We start from the raw sequence: 15,783 nt of genomic DNA, 5'->3' as shown, positions 1-15,783 counted from the left end.
ACGTCGCATTGTGTAGCCAATCAATATAACTAAGGGAAAGCTTAAGAATGCTCATTAACTTCCTGGGATGAGTTGCTGTTGACATTACCTAATTGCTTCCGCACATCATCAATTGTGGCATTAAGTTGGGCAATTTTATCTTCGAGCGATCGCCTGGTTGCTTCTATTTCCAAACTTTCATGAGCAGAAGCCCTCATTTGCCGCTTTTTAGTCCCTGTCTGTCCATCATTTTCCCCAACGGTTAACCCTTCATTCTCTTCATTTGCAAACTTAGCATCTAAGCGCGAAGTAATCACCGCCCCTAAAACACCACCAACTACACCCCCAATCAATGACCCCAGTAACAAACCACTAGCAAAACCATCTTGCTGACTCATATTTTTTACCGTCTTCTCGAAAATAAGCAACTTTGACAATACTTTAGCTATTTTCCAGCCTTAGCGGCATCCTAGCTTAAGTTCCAAAAATGCGATCGCCCGCATCCCCCAATCCTGGTACAATATACCCTTGATCATCAAGCGTTTCATCAATAGTAGCGGTGTAAACGATTAAGCCAGGATAGACAGCAGCCAATTTTTTCAACGCTGGGGGAGCAACAACTACGGATATAATCCGAATTAACGCCGGATCAACACCTCTTTGGGTCAATTCCGCCATTACTGCCATTATAGAGCCTCCAGTAGCCAACATCGGCTCAGTAATTAACACCCGCGTTTCGGGAGCGAATTTTTCGGGTAATTTATTTAAATAACAAGTAGGTTCTAGAGTTTCTTCATTTCGCGCCAAGCCAACATGGTAAATTGATGCCAAAGGCAGTACACCCTGCGCTCCCTCCAACAAGCCTAAACCAGCCCGCAAAATCGGCACAACAGCCACAGGTATCTGAGGATTAATAAAAGTGGCTGCACAGGTCGTCAGAGGCGTTTGCACCATTGTTTCTTGAGTCGGCAACCACTCCCTAGCAGCCTCATAAGTTAGCCACCTACCCAACTCAGTCATAGCAGAACGAAATAATACAGATGGCGTAGCTACATCACGAGCAACTCCCAACCAGTGCTGAATTAAAGGATGAGGTGGAACATAAACACGGAGTTGTTGTGTCATAGCTAGAAAAGGGCGGCTGGATAATTGTCTTTTTACTGGAACATCATAGCAGAATTCACCGAATCAGGAGTCAGGAGTCAGGAGTCAGGAAGAAGAAAGGAGAAAGGAGAAAGGAGAAGGTAGGGGCGCAGGGTCTGCGCCCAGGAAGAAGTCAGGAGTAAATAGGGGTTGCTGATAGTTAGCCATATAAACCGAAAACCTAGATATATTAAGAGTTTCCGGGTTAAAAAAGTGAATTATGTGCAAGCCCTAAATATATTTATTGATAAATCTTCTCATTAATAGTTGACAAAGATTCTCAATCAGAGTTATATTATTCTCAAGTGTTCTCCTCTCTTTAAAGGATCGGCAGGCGGGATTAGTCAGCAGCAGCAGACTTTTCCCTCTTTTTTGGATTAAATTACAGATTATGGATTCCGCATTATTTGATGTCATTATCATTGGTTCTGGTATTGGTGGTTTAGTGACAGCCACCCAATTAGCAGCCAAAGGTGCAAAAGTTATAGTTTTTGAAAGTTATCTCATTCCCGGTGGTAGCGCTGGCTATTTTCAAAGCCAAGGATATACATTTGATGTCGGTGCATCAATGATTTTTGGCATGGGAAATAAAGGAACAACCAACTTACTCACCCGTGCCTTAGATGCAGTCAATGTTAATCTGGAAACCATTCCCGATTCTGTCCAGATTCACTATCATTTACCCAATGGTTTGGATTTAAAAATTGATCGAGATTATGAAACATTTCTCCAAAATCTAATTGCTTATTTTCCCCAGGAAGCCAAGGGAATCAGGCGATTTTATGATGAATGTCAAAAAGTTTTTAATTGCCTGAATAATATTGAATTGTTATCATTAGAAGAACCTAAATATCTCCTGCGGGTATTTCTCAAAAATCCTTTAGCTTGTCTAGCTTTAGCCAAGTATTTACCCTTAAATGTGGGAGAAGTGGCACGAAAGTATATTCAAGATCGTCAGTTATTAAAATTTATTGATATCGAGTGTTATTGCTGGTCAGTAGTTCCAGCGGACATGACACCAATGATTAATGCTGGTATGGTTTTTTCTGATAGACATTATGGAGGAGTTAATTATCCTCGGGGTGGAGTTGGGAAAATTGCCGAAAAATTGGTAACAGGTTTAGCACAATTGGGGGGTGAAATTCAATACCAAGCGCGAGTGACAAAAATCATTACCAAACAGGGAAAAGCTGTAGGTGTGCAATTAGCAAATGGTCAAGTTTATTATGGTAAAAAAATAGTATCTAATGCCACACGCTGGGACACCTTTACAAAACTACTACCAGTCCAAGAAATGCCAGTTAAAGAAAAAAATTGGCAACAACGATATATAAAATCACCCAGTTTTTTAAGCTTGCATATAGGGGTAAAAGCATTTGTTTTACCTGTAGGAACAGAATGTCATCATATTTTATTAACAGATTGGCAAGAAATGACCACAGCAACAGGAACAATTTTTGTTTCTATTCCTACCCTCCTTGACCCGGATTTAGCACCACCAGGATATCATATTATTCATGCCTTTACACCTGACTGGATTAGTAATTGGCAGGGACTTTCCGAAAGCGAGTATACGGCTAAAAAAGAAATAGCAGCAGGGCAAATTATTAACAGATTAGCCGCAATTTTTCCTGGTTTAGATGCTGGGTTAGATTATTTGGAAATCGGGACTCCACGTACTCACAGACGCTTTTTAGGACGGATAGATGGTACTTATGGACCAATACCTAAACGTAAGTTGTGGGGGTTATTGGGAATGCCTTTCAATCGCACTGTGATTCCTAATTTGTATTGTGTAGGAGATAGTACATTCCCCGGACAGGGTTTGAATGCAGTAGCTTTTTCTGGGTTTGCTTGCGCTCATAGGATTGGAGTAGATTTACAACTGAGAAAATAGCTGGGAATAAGATCCCCGACTTCTTAAAGAAGTCGGGGATCTTTTTGTTTTTAAGTCAATGGTCGAGAGGATTTTTAGAGAAAACCCTCTTCTTCATTGACACTCAGGGCTAAAGCCGCTGAGTTTCCCACTTACCGCGAGGTTTTATGAGACGATGTTTTCAAAGTGGTATCCCGTAATTTTCATCACATTGTTACCCCCCCTTTCCCCTTGCAAAGGGGGGAAACAAGAAAAATCCAGTTCCCTCCCCTTTATAAGGGGAGGGTTAGGGATGGGTGAAATATTTGATACAGCAATTACAACTCTGAAGGGTTATCATTCACTGTAAGCATCACCTGTATTAAAAAACCCATGATTCACCGTCTCAACATGACCGAAATTGGGCTTTAACGATATTAACCATAGGTATAGTGAACTACCCACACTGACCTGACGGTACAGTGTCGGCTTCCTGTCCAACAGAAAGCACAAAGGTAGGGGGGGTAGGGGGGGTAGGGGAGGTAAGGGGGGTAGGGGGGGTAGGGGGGTAGGGGAGGTAAGGGGGGTAGGGGAGGTAAGGGGGGTAAGGGAGGGAAGAACAGAAGTTTTTTCGATCATTACCCGTCAAAATAAATTTGACGAACTACTAGTTCCCTCCAAAACCATCCCCTATCGCTGGGTAGAAATTGCTGTAGGCATTTATTTAATATCTAACTTTTGGTAGATGACGATGGATTTACTTGGTGCATATTTGGATTTTATCCAATTCAAACATTAAAGAAAACTAAAAAACTAGCGAATTCTCGGAAAATTAGCGGTTTTTGCTATTGCTTTTATTTTTAAATGTGCTTATTATGTCAGAAGATATAATACTTGTTACAAAAAAAGGGAACAGGGAACTCTTAACTGGGAACAGATAAGAAACACTCATTTGCACCAGTTTAGAGCTTCAGTCAAAAAAAAGATGTTTTTAAAAGATGCGTAGCACGAAAAAAACAGTGTCATTATTTCAATCTCATGTTTTTAAACATGAGTTTTTCCTGTTCCCTGTTGCTTCTTCCTCTGAAATCAGGCAATCTTAAAAAGACCATTCGTGGTCAAAAAAACCGAAATTGGGGGGCTAATTCGGAAGTTTCGCCTGTTGACTGGACTTACTGAAGCACAGTTTGGAGCTTATCTAGATGTGACTTATGGTACTGTTAAGCGTTGGGAAAATGAGCGATCTAAGCCCTCAGCTATGGATATGGACAAGATTGGGCAGAAGTTTGGGGAAGTGGGGGAACAATTTCCCCTGCTATTGATGATCTGAATGAATTATCGGGATATAAACAATGAAGATAGAACAGTTACAGCCAGGAATCATTATTTGCGGAGACAAATTTCCTGAACCCGTAAAAGTTTTATCATCTAAAATGATAGGAACTTCCAGAGTAAAAATAGAAGCTGTTGGTATTAATACTAATAAATATTATGATCCTGTTATTCCTATTCAAGAATTAATTGATCTCCAAGAACAAAAAGACCTACAATTTCAATTTACAGGAAATCCTGAATCAGTATTTTTATACTTAGAAGGAACACGCATTCGCAATGCTTTTCAATTTGACCCTCTTTATGGTATCAGTGCATCCCAAGTTGACCCATTACCCCATCAAATTGAAGCTATTTATCATTACATTCTCAAAAGTCCTAATATTCGTTTCTTATTAGCAGATGACCCCGGTGCTGGTAAAACCATCATGGGAGGATTATTAATTAAAGAATTAAAATATCGAGGTTTAGTAAATAGAGTATTAATCGTTGTTCCTGGACATCTCAAAGGCCAATGGTTACGAGAGATGAAGGAGCGTTTTTCTGAGAAGTTTTTGATGGTAGACAGGGGAGTAGTTAATGCTAGTTGGAGTCAAAATGTTTGGACAGAATTTCCTCAAATCATTACCTCCCTTGATTTTATTAAACAAAATGATGTGCAGTTAGCTTTTAATGATGCTAGATGGGATTTAGTTATTGTTGATGAAGCTCATAAAATGTCTGCTTATAAATATGGAGAGAAAATTAGTAAAACTGCTCGTTATACTGTAGGAGAAACCCTATCTAGTAATTCTAAATATTTAATTTTACTAACTGCTACTCCCCATAGAGGAGATCCTGAAAACTTCAAATTATTTCTGGATTTACTACAACCTAACTTCTTTGCTAATACAGAAATGTTAGCAACTTCTATTGAAGATGCAGATAATCCTTTATTTTTACGTCGTTTAAAAGAAGATTTAAAAAACTTTGATGGACAACCTTTATTCCCACCCCGTTTAGTGGAAACGATTAAGTATTATCTGAATGAAGAAGAGAAAAAACTTTATAATGCTGTTACCGATTATGTAGAAGAGAACTTTAACAAAGCTCTCCAAAAAGAAAAACGTAATGTGGCTTTTGCTTTAACTGTTCTGCAAAGACGTTTGGCTTCTAGCGTCAGAGCCGTTTTAAAATCTTTAGAACGTCGCAAACAACGATTAGAAGATTTATATAAAAAAGGCAAATTAATTCAGGATGGTATTTATAATGAAGATTATCTAGAAGACTTGGAAGATGAGGAACGCTACAGTAAAGAAGAAGAATTACTTGCTAAATTATCTTCAGCCGAATCTTTAGATGAATTAAAGTTAGAAATTACTAATTTAGAGTTTTTAGTTAAGTTAGCTAAAGCAGCAGAAAAGCAAGAGATTGAAACAAAACTCAATCGCTTACGGGAAGTTTTAGAAGAAAGAAAAATTCGAGAAAGTAAGGAAAAGTTACTAATTTTCACTGAGTCAAAAGATACAATGGAATATTTAGCAGAAAAGCTGAAAAAGTGGGAGTATAGTGTGACTTTAATTCATGGTGGCTTAAATATGGATGCTCGGATTAAAGCTGAATATGAGTTTAAAAATAAAACTCAAATTATGGTAGCTACGGAAGCCGCAGGTGAAGGTATTAATCTACAATTTTGTTGGTTAATGGTGAATTATGATATTCCTTGGAATCCTAATCGCTTAGAACAAAGAATGGGTAGAATTCATCGCTATGGACAAGAACATGAAGTTCATATTTACAATTTAGTGGCTTTGGATACTAGGGAAGGTCAGGTTTTACAAAAGCTATTTGATAAGTTAGAAGCAATGAAAGAAGCTCTAGGAGATAGAGTTTTTGATGTCATTGGTGATGTTTTACAAGGTGCTAGTTTAAAGGATTTAATTCTCGATGCGATCGCTAATAAAAGAACCATAGATGATATTTTAGCCCAAATGGATAAAGTCCCAGACATGGAGGCAATTAATAAGGTAAAACAGGCTAGTTTGGAGGCTTTAGCTACTCGTCATATTGATTTATCTCGAATTAATCAAGAACAGCGTACAGCTAAGGAAAATCGTCTTGTCCCGGAATATATTGAAAGGTTCTTTTTAAGAGCAGCTAAACATTTAAAAATCAAAGTGGAAAAACGTCAAAATGGCTTTTGGCGTATTCCTAGTGTACCTTTTGAGTTAAGAAATCAACCCCATGAATTTAAACTCAAATATGGAGAAGTACAACGAGAATATTTAAACTTTGGTTTTGAGAAAAAAACTACTTCCAAAGCACAAGCAGAATTAGTTACCAGTGGTCATCCTTTAATGGAAGCAATTTTAGAACATTTATTTAAACAATATCAAAAAGAAATAGATAAAGGCTCAGTTTTTTTAGACCCTGATGGTAAATGGGACGGTTTATTATGGTTTATGTCTGGTGAAATTCAAGATGGTAGTGGAGAAATAGCCGGACGTAGATTAGTCTGTTTGTATCAAGACAAGTTAGATAATTTTCAAATTGTTAATCCTTCGGTGTTATGGGATTTAAAACCCAATGACGAATCTACAGAAATTATAGAAGAATTAGTAGAAGCATTAAAAGTTAGCAATCTGAAATCTAAACTGGAAAATGCTATAGCTTATATTTTAGATAACTATTTAGACCCCTATCAACAAGAATTATTACAGAAACGTTTATCAGATGCTCAAATTAAGCGAAAATACGGTTTAAAATCCATTGATTCTTTAATTTTAGAGTCAGAAGCCAAATTAACTGACTATGAGATTAGAAAAATCCAAGGTGATAATATTCCTGATGTCATTATTGGTAATGAACAGCGTAACCGAGATGATTTAGAACAGAAAAAACTCAAGTTAGAAGAAGATATTAGAGTCCAAACTAATCTTTATCTTTCAGAACCTGAGATTTTAAGCGTTATTCAAGTCATACCTATTGTTCCTAAATTTGGCAGTTCTGACCAACATAGTAATAAAGAAATTGAATTAATTGGTATGGAAACTACTATTGAATACGAGAAACAACAGCAGAGAAATCCTCAAGATGTTTCTTTAGAATATGTAGGTTATGACATTCGTTCCTGTGATGATTCAGGTAATTATCGTTATATCGAAGTTAAAGCTAGGTCTGCTACTGGAGCAATTTCTTTAACTCCTAATGAATGGGTAATGGCTAATCGTTTAGGAGATGAATATTGGCTTTATATTGTGGAAAATGCAGCAACTAATCCTACATTATACACAATTCAAAATCCAGCACTTCATTTAAACCCTGCTGAGGAGGTAAGTGTAATTCGGTATGTCGTTAATGATTGGCGTTATCATGCTAATTGTGAAAGCAATCAGAGTTAGATCCCGGACTTCTCTAAGAAGTCCGGGATCTGATAAAATTAATAAAATAACCAGGGATATAATATTAATTATGAGCGACATTACCGCAAATTATGATGATACATGGAAAGAAGCAATAGGAGAATATCTGGAATTATTCTTACTATTCTTCTATCCAGAAATTCACCAAGAAATTGACTGGAGTAAACAACCAATATCTTTAGATAAGGAATTAGAACAAATTACCGCATCAAGTCAAACAGAAAAACGGTATGCGGATAAATTGTTTCAAGTGTGGTTATTAAATGGTGAAATAATTTGGATTTTAATTCATATAGAAGTACAAAGTCAATATGATAAAGAGTTTCCAAAAAGAATGTTTATCTACAATTATCGTTCTTTTGATTTATTTAATCAACCAGTAATTAGTTTAGCAATATTAGGAGATGAAAACAAAAAATGGCGACCAAATAGTTATGAATATGGTTTAGGTAATAGTAGAGTAAAAATTGAATTTAGTATAGTCAAACTATTAGACTATGAATGGGAATATCTAACCACAAGTGATAATCTCTTTGCTACAATAGTAATGGCACATCTGAAAACCAAAGCTACCACTAGTAATTTAACTGAAAGAGAACAATGGAAATGGAGTTTAGTTAGAGCATTATATCAAAAGGGCTTAACTAAGTTTGATATTATTAATCTAGTTAAGATCATTGATAAAATGATGACTTTACCACCACCATTACAAACAGCATTTGAAACCAAATTAGATGATTACGAAAAGGAGTTAAATATGCCATTCCTCAGCACTATTGAAGAAAACGCCCAAGCAAAAGGTAAGGAAATTGGTGCTAGAAAAACTTGTCAAGAAAACATTATCAAAATCCTCTCCAGTAGATTTGCTAATCTTCCAGAAAAGATGATCTATACTATTAAGGGAATTGATAATATGTCTATCCTGGAAAATTTACTTTTACCCAGTATTCATGTTAATTCTCTGGAGGAATTTCAGCAGTTAATTGATTCCTATTTACCGCAAAATTAACCAAATTCAGATCCCTGACTTCTCTGCTAAAGATACCCCTCCAAAAGATCCCCGACTTCTCTAAGAAGTCGGGGATCTGAAAACCTCACAACCACTAAAACCATGAACCAAGCAGCTATAGAACAATCATTTCCCATCCAAGAAGTTAGCGAATATTCCGCTAAAGAAAAAAACATTAGACATGGACATATTTCTACCTTACATATTTGGTGGGCAAGACGACCTTTAGCTGCTTCCCGTGCTACTATTTATGCTGCTTTAGTTCCGGCTTTTACTGAATCAGAAATTAAACAGAAAAATCAATTTATAGCAGAACTTTCTAAATGGGAAAATGCTAATAATCAAGAATTATTAAATCAAGCTAGAGCAGATATTTTAAAAGCTAATAATGGGATTCCTCCCAAGGTTTTAGACCCCTTTTCTGGTGGTGGTTCTATTCCTTTGGAAGCGTTGAGATTGGGTTGTGAAACCTATGCTAATGATTTAAACCCTGTAGCGGTTTTAATTGAAAAAGCTACTTTAGAATTTCCCCAAAAATATGGACAATTAAAAACTAGAATTATTGAACTTGCAGATGCTAAAAACAAAGAAGTTCAAAATCCCACACTTGAACAGGAATATAATCCTCTATTGGAAGATGTGAAAAAATGGGGTAATTGGGTATTAGAAACAGCCAAGAAGGAAATCGGTACATTTTACCCCCATGAAACCGATGGACGCATCCCTGTAGGTTATATTTGGGCAAGAACTGTTACTTGTCAAAATCCTGATTGTAGGGTGGAAATTCCCCTCATGCGTCAAACTTGGTTAGCTAAAAAAGATAATAAAAAGGTTGCTTTAAAAATTATTCCTATTATTCATGAATCAGGAAATAATCAAATTGATTTTGAAATTGTCGCAAATGATAATATTGATTTTGATCCTACAACGGGTACAGTAGCAAGAGCTAAGGTAATTTGTCCCTGTTGTGGTAGTAGTTTAACTGATAAAGATACTAGAAAACAATTTATAGATGGTATTGCTAGTCAAAGAATGGTTGCGGTGGTTTTACACAATCCTAAACAATCTGGTAAAACCTATCGGTTAGCAACTGCTGAAGATATGGAAATATTTAATGATGCTCAATCTTATTTAGAATCTAAGCAGAATGATTTATGGGATAAGTGGGGTATTGATCCTATTCCTGATGAAGAATTACCTTTAATGAGTGGTGTTTTTAATGTTCCTTTATATGGAATGAATACCTGGGGATCTTTATTTAATTCCCGTCAAAAGTTAGCTTTAATTACGTTTGCTGATGCTGTAAAACAAGCTCATCAATTAATCTTAAAAGAAGGGTATGATGAAGATTATGCTAAAGCGATCGCTACTTATTTGGCTTTAATTATAGATAGGCAAATTGATTACAATTCAACTTTGTGTAGTTGGCATAATACAGGCGAAAAAATTAATCATACTTTTACCCGTCAAGCATTAGGTATGGTATGGGACTATTTAGAATTAAATCCATTAAGTCATTCAACAGGAGATTTTAATTCAGCCTTAGAATGGGTAATTAGAGTTATTAACAGCAATTCAATATCCTCACTTAGTTTTGCTACAACAACCCAATCATCAGCAACAAATTTATTTTATCCTGATAATTACTTTGATGCAATTATCACAGATCCACCTTATTATAACAGCGTTACTTATGCTGATTTATCAGATTTTTTCTATGTTTGGTTATCAAGAACAATAGGTGAATACTACCCCGAATTATTTGCTACTCCTCTCACTCCTAAATCAGAAGAAATTACAGAAATGAAGGGCTGGGATAGTGTCAGATATGGGAATAAAGATAAACAATTTTTTGAAGATAAAATAGGCCAAGCGTTTCAAGAAATTTCCCGCACCTTAAAACCATCAGGAATAGCTGTTATTGTTTTTGCCCATAAATCTACAGATGCTTGGGAAACTATTATTAATGCACTTTCAAAAGCTAATTTATATCTAACTGCAAGTATTCCCATTCATAGCGAAATGAAAGCTAGATTAAGAGGACAAGAATCAGCCGTATTAGCATCATCAATATATATGGTATGTCGTAAACGCACCAGTGAAGAAACAGCCTATTTTGAAGAAATAGAAACCCAAGTACAGGAAAAGATCAAAGAAAGATTAGACCATTTTTGGAGTCAAGGAATCAGCGGTAGTGACTTCTTTATTTCTGCTATTGGTCCTGCATTAGAAGTATTTGGAAAATACCAAACCGTAGAAACTTATGCAGGAGACACCATAGAAGCAGCAACCCTATTAGAATTTATCCGTAAAACCGTTAGTGAATACGCATTAACTAAAATTCTCAAAAACCCGCAAGAACTGGGAGGAATTGACCCCCAAACCCGCTTTTATTTACTATGGCGCTGGACATTTGGTAATAGTAAAGTCATATTTGACGAAGGACGAAAATTAGCCTCTGCTTGTGGTATAGAAATTACGGAATATTGGAATAAGGGATTTATTAAGAAAGATAAAGAATTTATTACTGTCCTCAGTCCCAAGGACAGAGATAAAAAATTTATTGACCAAGAAAAACTAGAAAACATGATTGATATCCTGCATCAAATGTTATTATTATGGGAGAAGAATAATAGAGAGAAAATTACAGAACTTTTAACCAACACAGGACAATTAAACAATAATGCCTTTTGGCAAGTAGCACAATCTATTTCTGAAGTATTACCAGATGGTGATAAGGAAAAGCAGATGTTACAAGGTTTACTTTATGGACGGGAAAGTTATCAAAAGGGAGGAAATGAAGGTAAACAATTAGGGTTGTTTTAATCAGGGTTGTTGGAAAATTATTACACCTCTTTTCTATAGGGAGAGGATCTGAAGTCCGTAGGTTGGGTAGAACGAAGTGAAACCCAACAAAAGCTAACAAGTAATAACTTACAAATGTTGGGTTTCGTTCCTCAACCCAACCTACAGCATCTGAACCTGTAATTTCTCTTGCTAGTCCGTAGGTTGAGTAGAACGAAGTGAAACCCAACAAAAGCTAACAAGTAATAACTTACAAATGTTGGGTTTCGTTCCTCAACCCAACCTACAGCATCTGAACCTGTAATTTCTCTTGCTAGTCCGTAGGTTGAGTAGAACGAAGTGAAACCCAACAAAAGCTAACAAGTAATAACTTACAAATGTTGGGTTTCGTTCCTCAACCCAACCTACAGCATCTGAACCTGTAATTTCTCTTGCTAGTCCGTAGGTTGAGTAGAACGAAGTGAAACCCAACAAAAGCTAACAAGTAATAACTTACAAATGTTGGGTTTCGTTCCTCAACCCAACCTACAGCATCTGAAACTGTAATTTCTCTTGCTAGTTAATACTAGTTAATAAATGTTAGCCAAAATTCAAACAAAATCACAAGGAGTTGTTTATGAACTTACAATTAGTTGATTCCCTAGTTCACATCATCAATACTTTAACCTTGGAAGAAAAACAAATTTTGCAAACAAAAATCCTTTCTATACTTCCAAAAAAACCAGAATTAACTCCATTAAAAGAAGAGCCTTTTATTGGAATATGGTCTGATAGAACAGATATGGAAAATAGCACTGAATGGGTGAAAAATATTAGACAAAAAGAGTGGAGATAAATTATGATTTTAGTAGATACAGATATATTAATAGATGTTAGTCGTAATATTGACATAGCTATTAATCGTCTTGATTTAGAAGAAAAAACGAATCAGATTAGGAATATGAATTAAATAAAGTGCAAAAGTAGGGTGTGTTAGCGACAGCGTAACGCACCATTTCAGGTTAAGTCAGAATTGCAGGTTATTAAATTTGCGTTCCTTAGTATTAGCGTTATTACTGAAATGGAATTAATAGTAGGCTGTAGAAACAAACTAGAATTACAGCATATCAACAAATTTTTATCCCGTTATGACATTAGCCAAATCAATGATAATATATCAATTTTTACGGTAGAATTAATCAAAACCTACCGTTTAAGTCATGGATTATTAATGCCAGATGCCTTTATTGCTGCTACATCTATTATTAATAATTTTCCTTTACTAACAAAGAACCAAAGTGATTATCGCTTTATTTCTGGAATTAATTTACTCCCTTATCCTTAACTAATTGATTATATTATTACCAAATCAAATAACAGGAGAAAAAACAATGACATTACCAGCATGGTGGAATATTGCCACCCCAAGAAAAGAAATTTGTGACGGTACATTTAACGAATCATCCTTTGCTGTGGATATTGCAGAAGTGGTTAAAGGTACAGCACCCCAAGAATATTTAGACGCTCGTTTATTCTTTGAAAAAACCTATTTAACTAGCGGTTTACAAAGATTAATTTGTAACGTTTTAACCTGTATAGCTAATAGTACGGGAGATAAAGTTATTCAACTACAAACCCCTTTTGGAGGTGGTAAAACCCATTCTTTATTAGCAATTTATCATCTGGTTAAATCATTTAGTGAAATTAATCATTTATCCCAAATTCAATCTTTAGCTAATAACTTATCAATTCCTAGTACCAAAGTAGCGGTATTTGTAGGAACAGAAGCTGATGTAATTAATGGTAAAACTCCTTGGGGGAAAATAGCAGAACAACTGGGTTGTTATCATTTAATTAAAGACCATGACCAAAAACGTATTGCTCCAGGGAAAGAAATATTAAGAGAAATCATCAAACAAAGTGGCTCAGTTTTGATTTTAATAGATGAATTATTAGCATATATTACCAAAGCTAACCAACTAGAAAAACAGGAAAAAATTGCCCAAGGACAAACTTTAGTATTTTTACAAGAAATTACCGAAGTCATCGCCGCTTCTAATAATTCAGTGTTAATTCTTACTTTACCAAAAAGTGATTTAGAACAATTTGATGAAGCCGCAACTAGAGCATTATCTCAATTAGAAAAAATAGCTGGTAGAGTAGAAACTATTTATGTACCTGTAGATGGTGTAGAAATTTATGAAGTTGTCAGAAAACGTTTATTTGATAGTATAGGAGATATTGACCAGCATAAACAAACAGCAGAAACCTATTTTCGTCTTTATCAACAACTAGGTAATGATGTACCCTCAGAAGTCAAAGAAATTAGCTATCGGGATAAAATAGAACAAGCCTATCCTTTTCATCCCGAATTGATAGATACTCTGTATGAAAGATGGGGTTCATTTCCTACATTTCAGCGCACTAGAGGAGTATTAAGGCTATTAGCAGAAGTAATTAAAGACCTTTATAAACAAGGTGCAGATCCTTTAATTCAATCATCACAAATAAACCTATCAAATCCAGCATTAAAACGAGAATTAATTAAACATATTGGCAATGAATTTGATAGTATTATTACTTCCGATATCATGGGTAAATCTCAACAGATTGATAGAGATATGGGAAGTGAATATGAAAAATATAATATTGCGTCCAAATTAGCAACAGGAGTATTTTTCTATTCTTTTAGTGGTTCAGATAGAAGAGGAGTTAGTTTATCTTGGTTAAGAATAGCCTTACTTAATAGTAGTATTCCTTCTACGATCATTGGAGATGCTATAGCAAAATTAGCCGATAATCTTTGGTATTTTCATGAAGAAAAACCTCTTTATAGTTTTAAAAATGAACCCAATCTAAACCGAGTTATTGTTGATAGGGAGCAATTAATTGATGATGAACAAATTACAGATAAATTACGGGAATTAATCAAAGAACAGCCTAAAAGTAAATTTTTTGAAACCCATATTTGGAAAGAGTCTCAGGATATTCCTGATCATACTAAGTTTAAATTAGTGATTTTACATCCTAATTATAAAAAGGGAGATGAAGAGACTGAGAAATTTACCCAAGAATTATTTAGCAATACATCTTTTCGCATTTATAAAAACACAGTATTTTTAGTAATTGTAGATGCTGCTAATTATGTAACACTAGAAAAGCACCTAAAACGCTATTTGGCTTTAAGTGCTATCACAGAAGATCAAGACCTGAAAAAGACTCTTTCATTATCATCTAAAACTGATTTACAGGACAAACTGAGCCAAGCGAAAAAAGACACAGTAAACGGTTTGATTGTAGCTTATCGTCATCTAGCATGGTGTGGTCAAAATACTATAGATTATAATGATTTTAGTACAGCTACAAAAGTAGAAGGTAATTCTTGGCTAGAACGGATAGAAAATCACCTCAAAAATCAACGCCATATTATTTCTAAGATTGCACCAAATGTACTTTTAAAGGGATTAAGTGCTAATGAAACTGAGAAAAGTTTACAAGATATTTATAATAACTCTCTCAGAACTCCTGGACAGAAACCTTTATTAGAAAATGAATTAGTCATTTTAGAAGCAGTGAAAATAGGAGTTAAAGAAGGTAAATTTGGTGTTAGATTTAATGAAAAACTTTATTATGAAGATAATCTTCATGAAGTGACATTAGCAGCTATTTTAGTACGTCCTGAACTTGCTCAAGCAGAAAAAACACAGTTACAAACTCAATCTGATAATAATTCAAATAATAATTCAGATTCTCATAGTAATAAAACACCAGAAAATATAAGTCAAACTTCATCAGGTAATTCAACGGTTGAAAATCCTCTAGTAAATCCTGGCAAAGTTGAAACTCCATCTGGAACTTATAATGTCAATCCTTCCAGTGAAGCAAAAACTCAAACTAAAGTTAAAAAAGTCAAATTTAAAGCAGATTTACCTTGGAGTAAACTATCTAATCTAGTTCGTGGTGTAATTACACCACTTCAAGCAGGAGCATCCAACATCAAAATTACCATTGAAATCGAAGCAGAATCAAGCCAGGGGTATGACCGTCATACATTAGACAATACAGTGAAAGAAACCCTGAAACAATTAGATTCAAAAATTTTGAATTGGGAAGAGGATGAAAAATAATAGATTAAGGCTAAAAAATTTGGCGAATATAATTCGCTACCACAGTTTAGCCAACTTGAATAGGCGATCGCCCCCGTCACCCGACCAACTTCTCAAGGAAAAAAATAATGGCATATTGGTTATTTCAAAGTAATCCCAAATATTACAAAAGAA

10 protein-coding genes are annotated in these 15,783 nt (G+C 35.3%); 8 read left to right on the top strand and 2 right to left on the bottom strand.

Annotation, left to right across the window (positions count from 1 at the left end; all coding sequences use genetic code 11):
• Nucleotides 1–41: 41 nt before the first annotated feature.
• Entirely contained in the window at nucleotides 42–377 is a 336-nt protein-coding gene (locus tag AA650_RS14315; RefSeq protein ID WP_039205019.1) for a hypothetical protein, read from the bottom strand.
• A gap of 76 nt (nucleotides 378–453) precedes the next feature.
• On the bottom strand, nucleotides 454–1,104 hold the full coding sequence (upp, locus tag AA650_RS14310) for a uracil phosphoribosyltransferase (protein ID WP_053539523.1): 651 nt from the start codon (nucleotides 1,102–1,104) through the stop codon (nucleotides 454–456).
• Between the two features lie 409 nt (nucleotides 1,105–1,513).
• On the opposite strand from upp, the gene crtH reads away from it, so the two are divergent.
• The 8 genes from crtH to AA650_RS14270 all read left to right on the top strand — a co-directional run bounded on the left by crtH (nucleotide 1,514) and on the right by AA650_RS14270 (nucleotide 15,630).
• Nucleotides 1,514–3,019, top strand: coding sequence for a carotenoid isomerase (crtH, locus tag AA650_RS14305; RefSeq protein WP_053539522.1), 1,506 nt, complete (start codon nucleotides 1,514–1,516; stop codon nucleotides 3,017–3,019).
• Nucleotides 3,020–4,091: 1,072 nt separating this feature from the next.
• A complete protein-coding gene (locus AA650_RS14300) occupies nucleotides 4,092–4,307 on the top strand; it encodes a helix-turn-helix domain-containing protein (RefSeq protein WP_234413185.1) in 216 nt (71 codons plus the stop codon).
• Between the two features lie 22 nt (nucleotides 4,308–4,329).
• Nucleotides 4,330–7,689, top strand: a complete 3,360-nt coding sequence (locus AA650_RS14295) for a helicase-related protein (RefSeq protein ID WP_053539520.1) — start codon at nucleotides 4,330–4,332, stop codon at nucleotides 7,687–7,689.
• Between the two features lie 70 nt (nucleotides 7,690–7,759).
• Complete coding sequence (locus AA650_RS14290) at nucleotides 7,760–8,719, top strand: hypothetical protein (protein ID WP_053541294.1); 960 nt, start codon at nucleotides 7,760–7,762, stop codon at nucleotides 8,717–8,719.
• Between the two features lie 102 nt (nucleotides 8,720–8,821).
• Entirely contained in the window at nucleotides 8,822–11,545 is a 2,724-nt protein-coding gene (locus AA650_RS14285; RefSeq protein WP_053539519.1) for a DUF1156 domain-containing protein, read from the top strand.
• 595 nt (nucleotides 11,546–12,140) lie between these two features.
• Entirely contained in the window at nucleotides 12,141–12,359 is a 219-nt protein-coding gene (locus AA650_RS14280) for a hypothetical protein (protein ID WP_053539518.1), read from the top strand.
• A gap of 177 nt (nucleotides 12,360–12,536) precedes the next feature.
• A complete protein-coding gene (locus AA650_RS14275) occupies nucleotides 12,537–12,848 on the top strand; it encodes a type II toxin-antitoxin system VapC family toxin (RefSeq protein WP_257720872.1) in 312 nt (103 codons plus the stop codon).
• 46 nt (nucleotides 12,849–12,894) lie between these two features.
• The gene (locus AA650_RS14270) at nucleotides 12,895–15,630 is read left to right on the top strand and encodes an ATP-binding protein (protein ID WP_053539516.1); all 2,736 of its coding nucleotides are present in this window, start codon (nucleotides 12,895–12,897) and stop codon (nucleotides 15,628–15,630) included.
• The last annotated feature ends 153 nt before the right edge of the window (nucleotides 15,631–15,783 follow it).

The sequence above is a fragment of the Anabaena sp. WA102 genome (assembly GCF_001277295.1).
GTDB lineage: Bacteria > Cyanobacteriota > Cyanobacteriia > Cyanobacteriales > Nostocaceae > Dolichospermum > Dolichospermum heterosporum.
This window is presented reverse-complemented; position numbering and strand designations above follow the sequence as displayed.

Coding starts and splice junctions, on each gene's coding strand:
- AA650_RS14290 (WP_053541294.1), top strand. CDS start 7,760: ATGAGCGACATTACCGCAAATTATGATGATACATGGAAAGAAGCAATA.
- AA650_RS14315 (WP_039205019.1), bottom strand. CDS start 377: ATGAGTCAGCAAGATGGTTTTGCTAGTGGTTTGTTACTGGGGTCATTG.
- AA650_RS14270 (WP_053539516.1), top strand. CDS start 12,895: ATGACATTACCAGCATGGTGGAATATTGCCACCCCAAGAAAAGAAATT.
- AA650_RS14285 (WP_053539519.1), top strand. CDS start 8,822: ATGAACCAAGCAGCTATAGAACAATCATTTCCCATCCAAGAAGTTAGC.
- AA650_RS14280 (WP_053539518.1), top strand. CDS start 12,141: ATGAACTTACAATTAGTTGATTCCCTAGTTCACATCATCAATACTTTA.
- upp (WP_053539523.1), bottom strand. CDS start 1,104: ATGACACAACAACTCCGTGTTTATGTTCCACCTCATCCTTTAATTCAG.
- crtH (WP_053539522.1), top strand. CDS start 1,514: ATGGATTCCGCATTATTTGATGTCATTATCATTGGTTCTGGTATTGGT.
- AA650_RS14295 (WP_053539520.1), top strand. CDS start 4,330: ATGAAGATAGAACAGTTACAGCCAGGAATCATTATTTGCGGAGACAAA.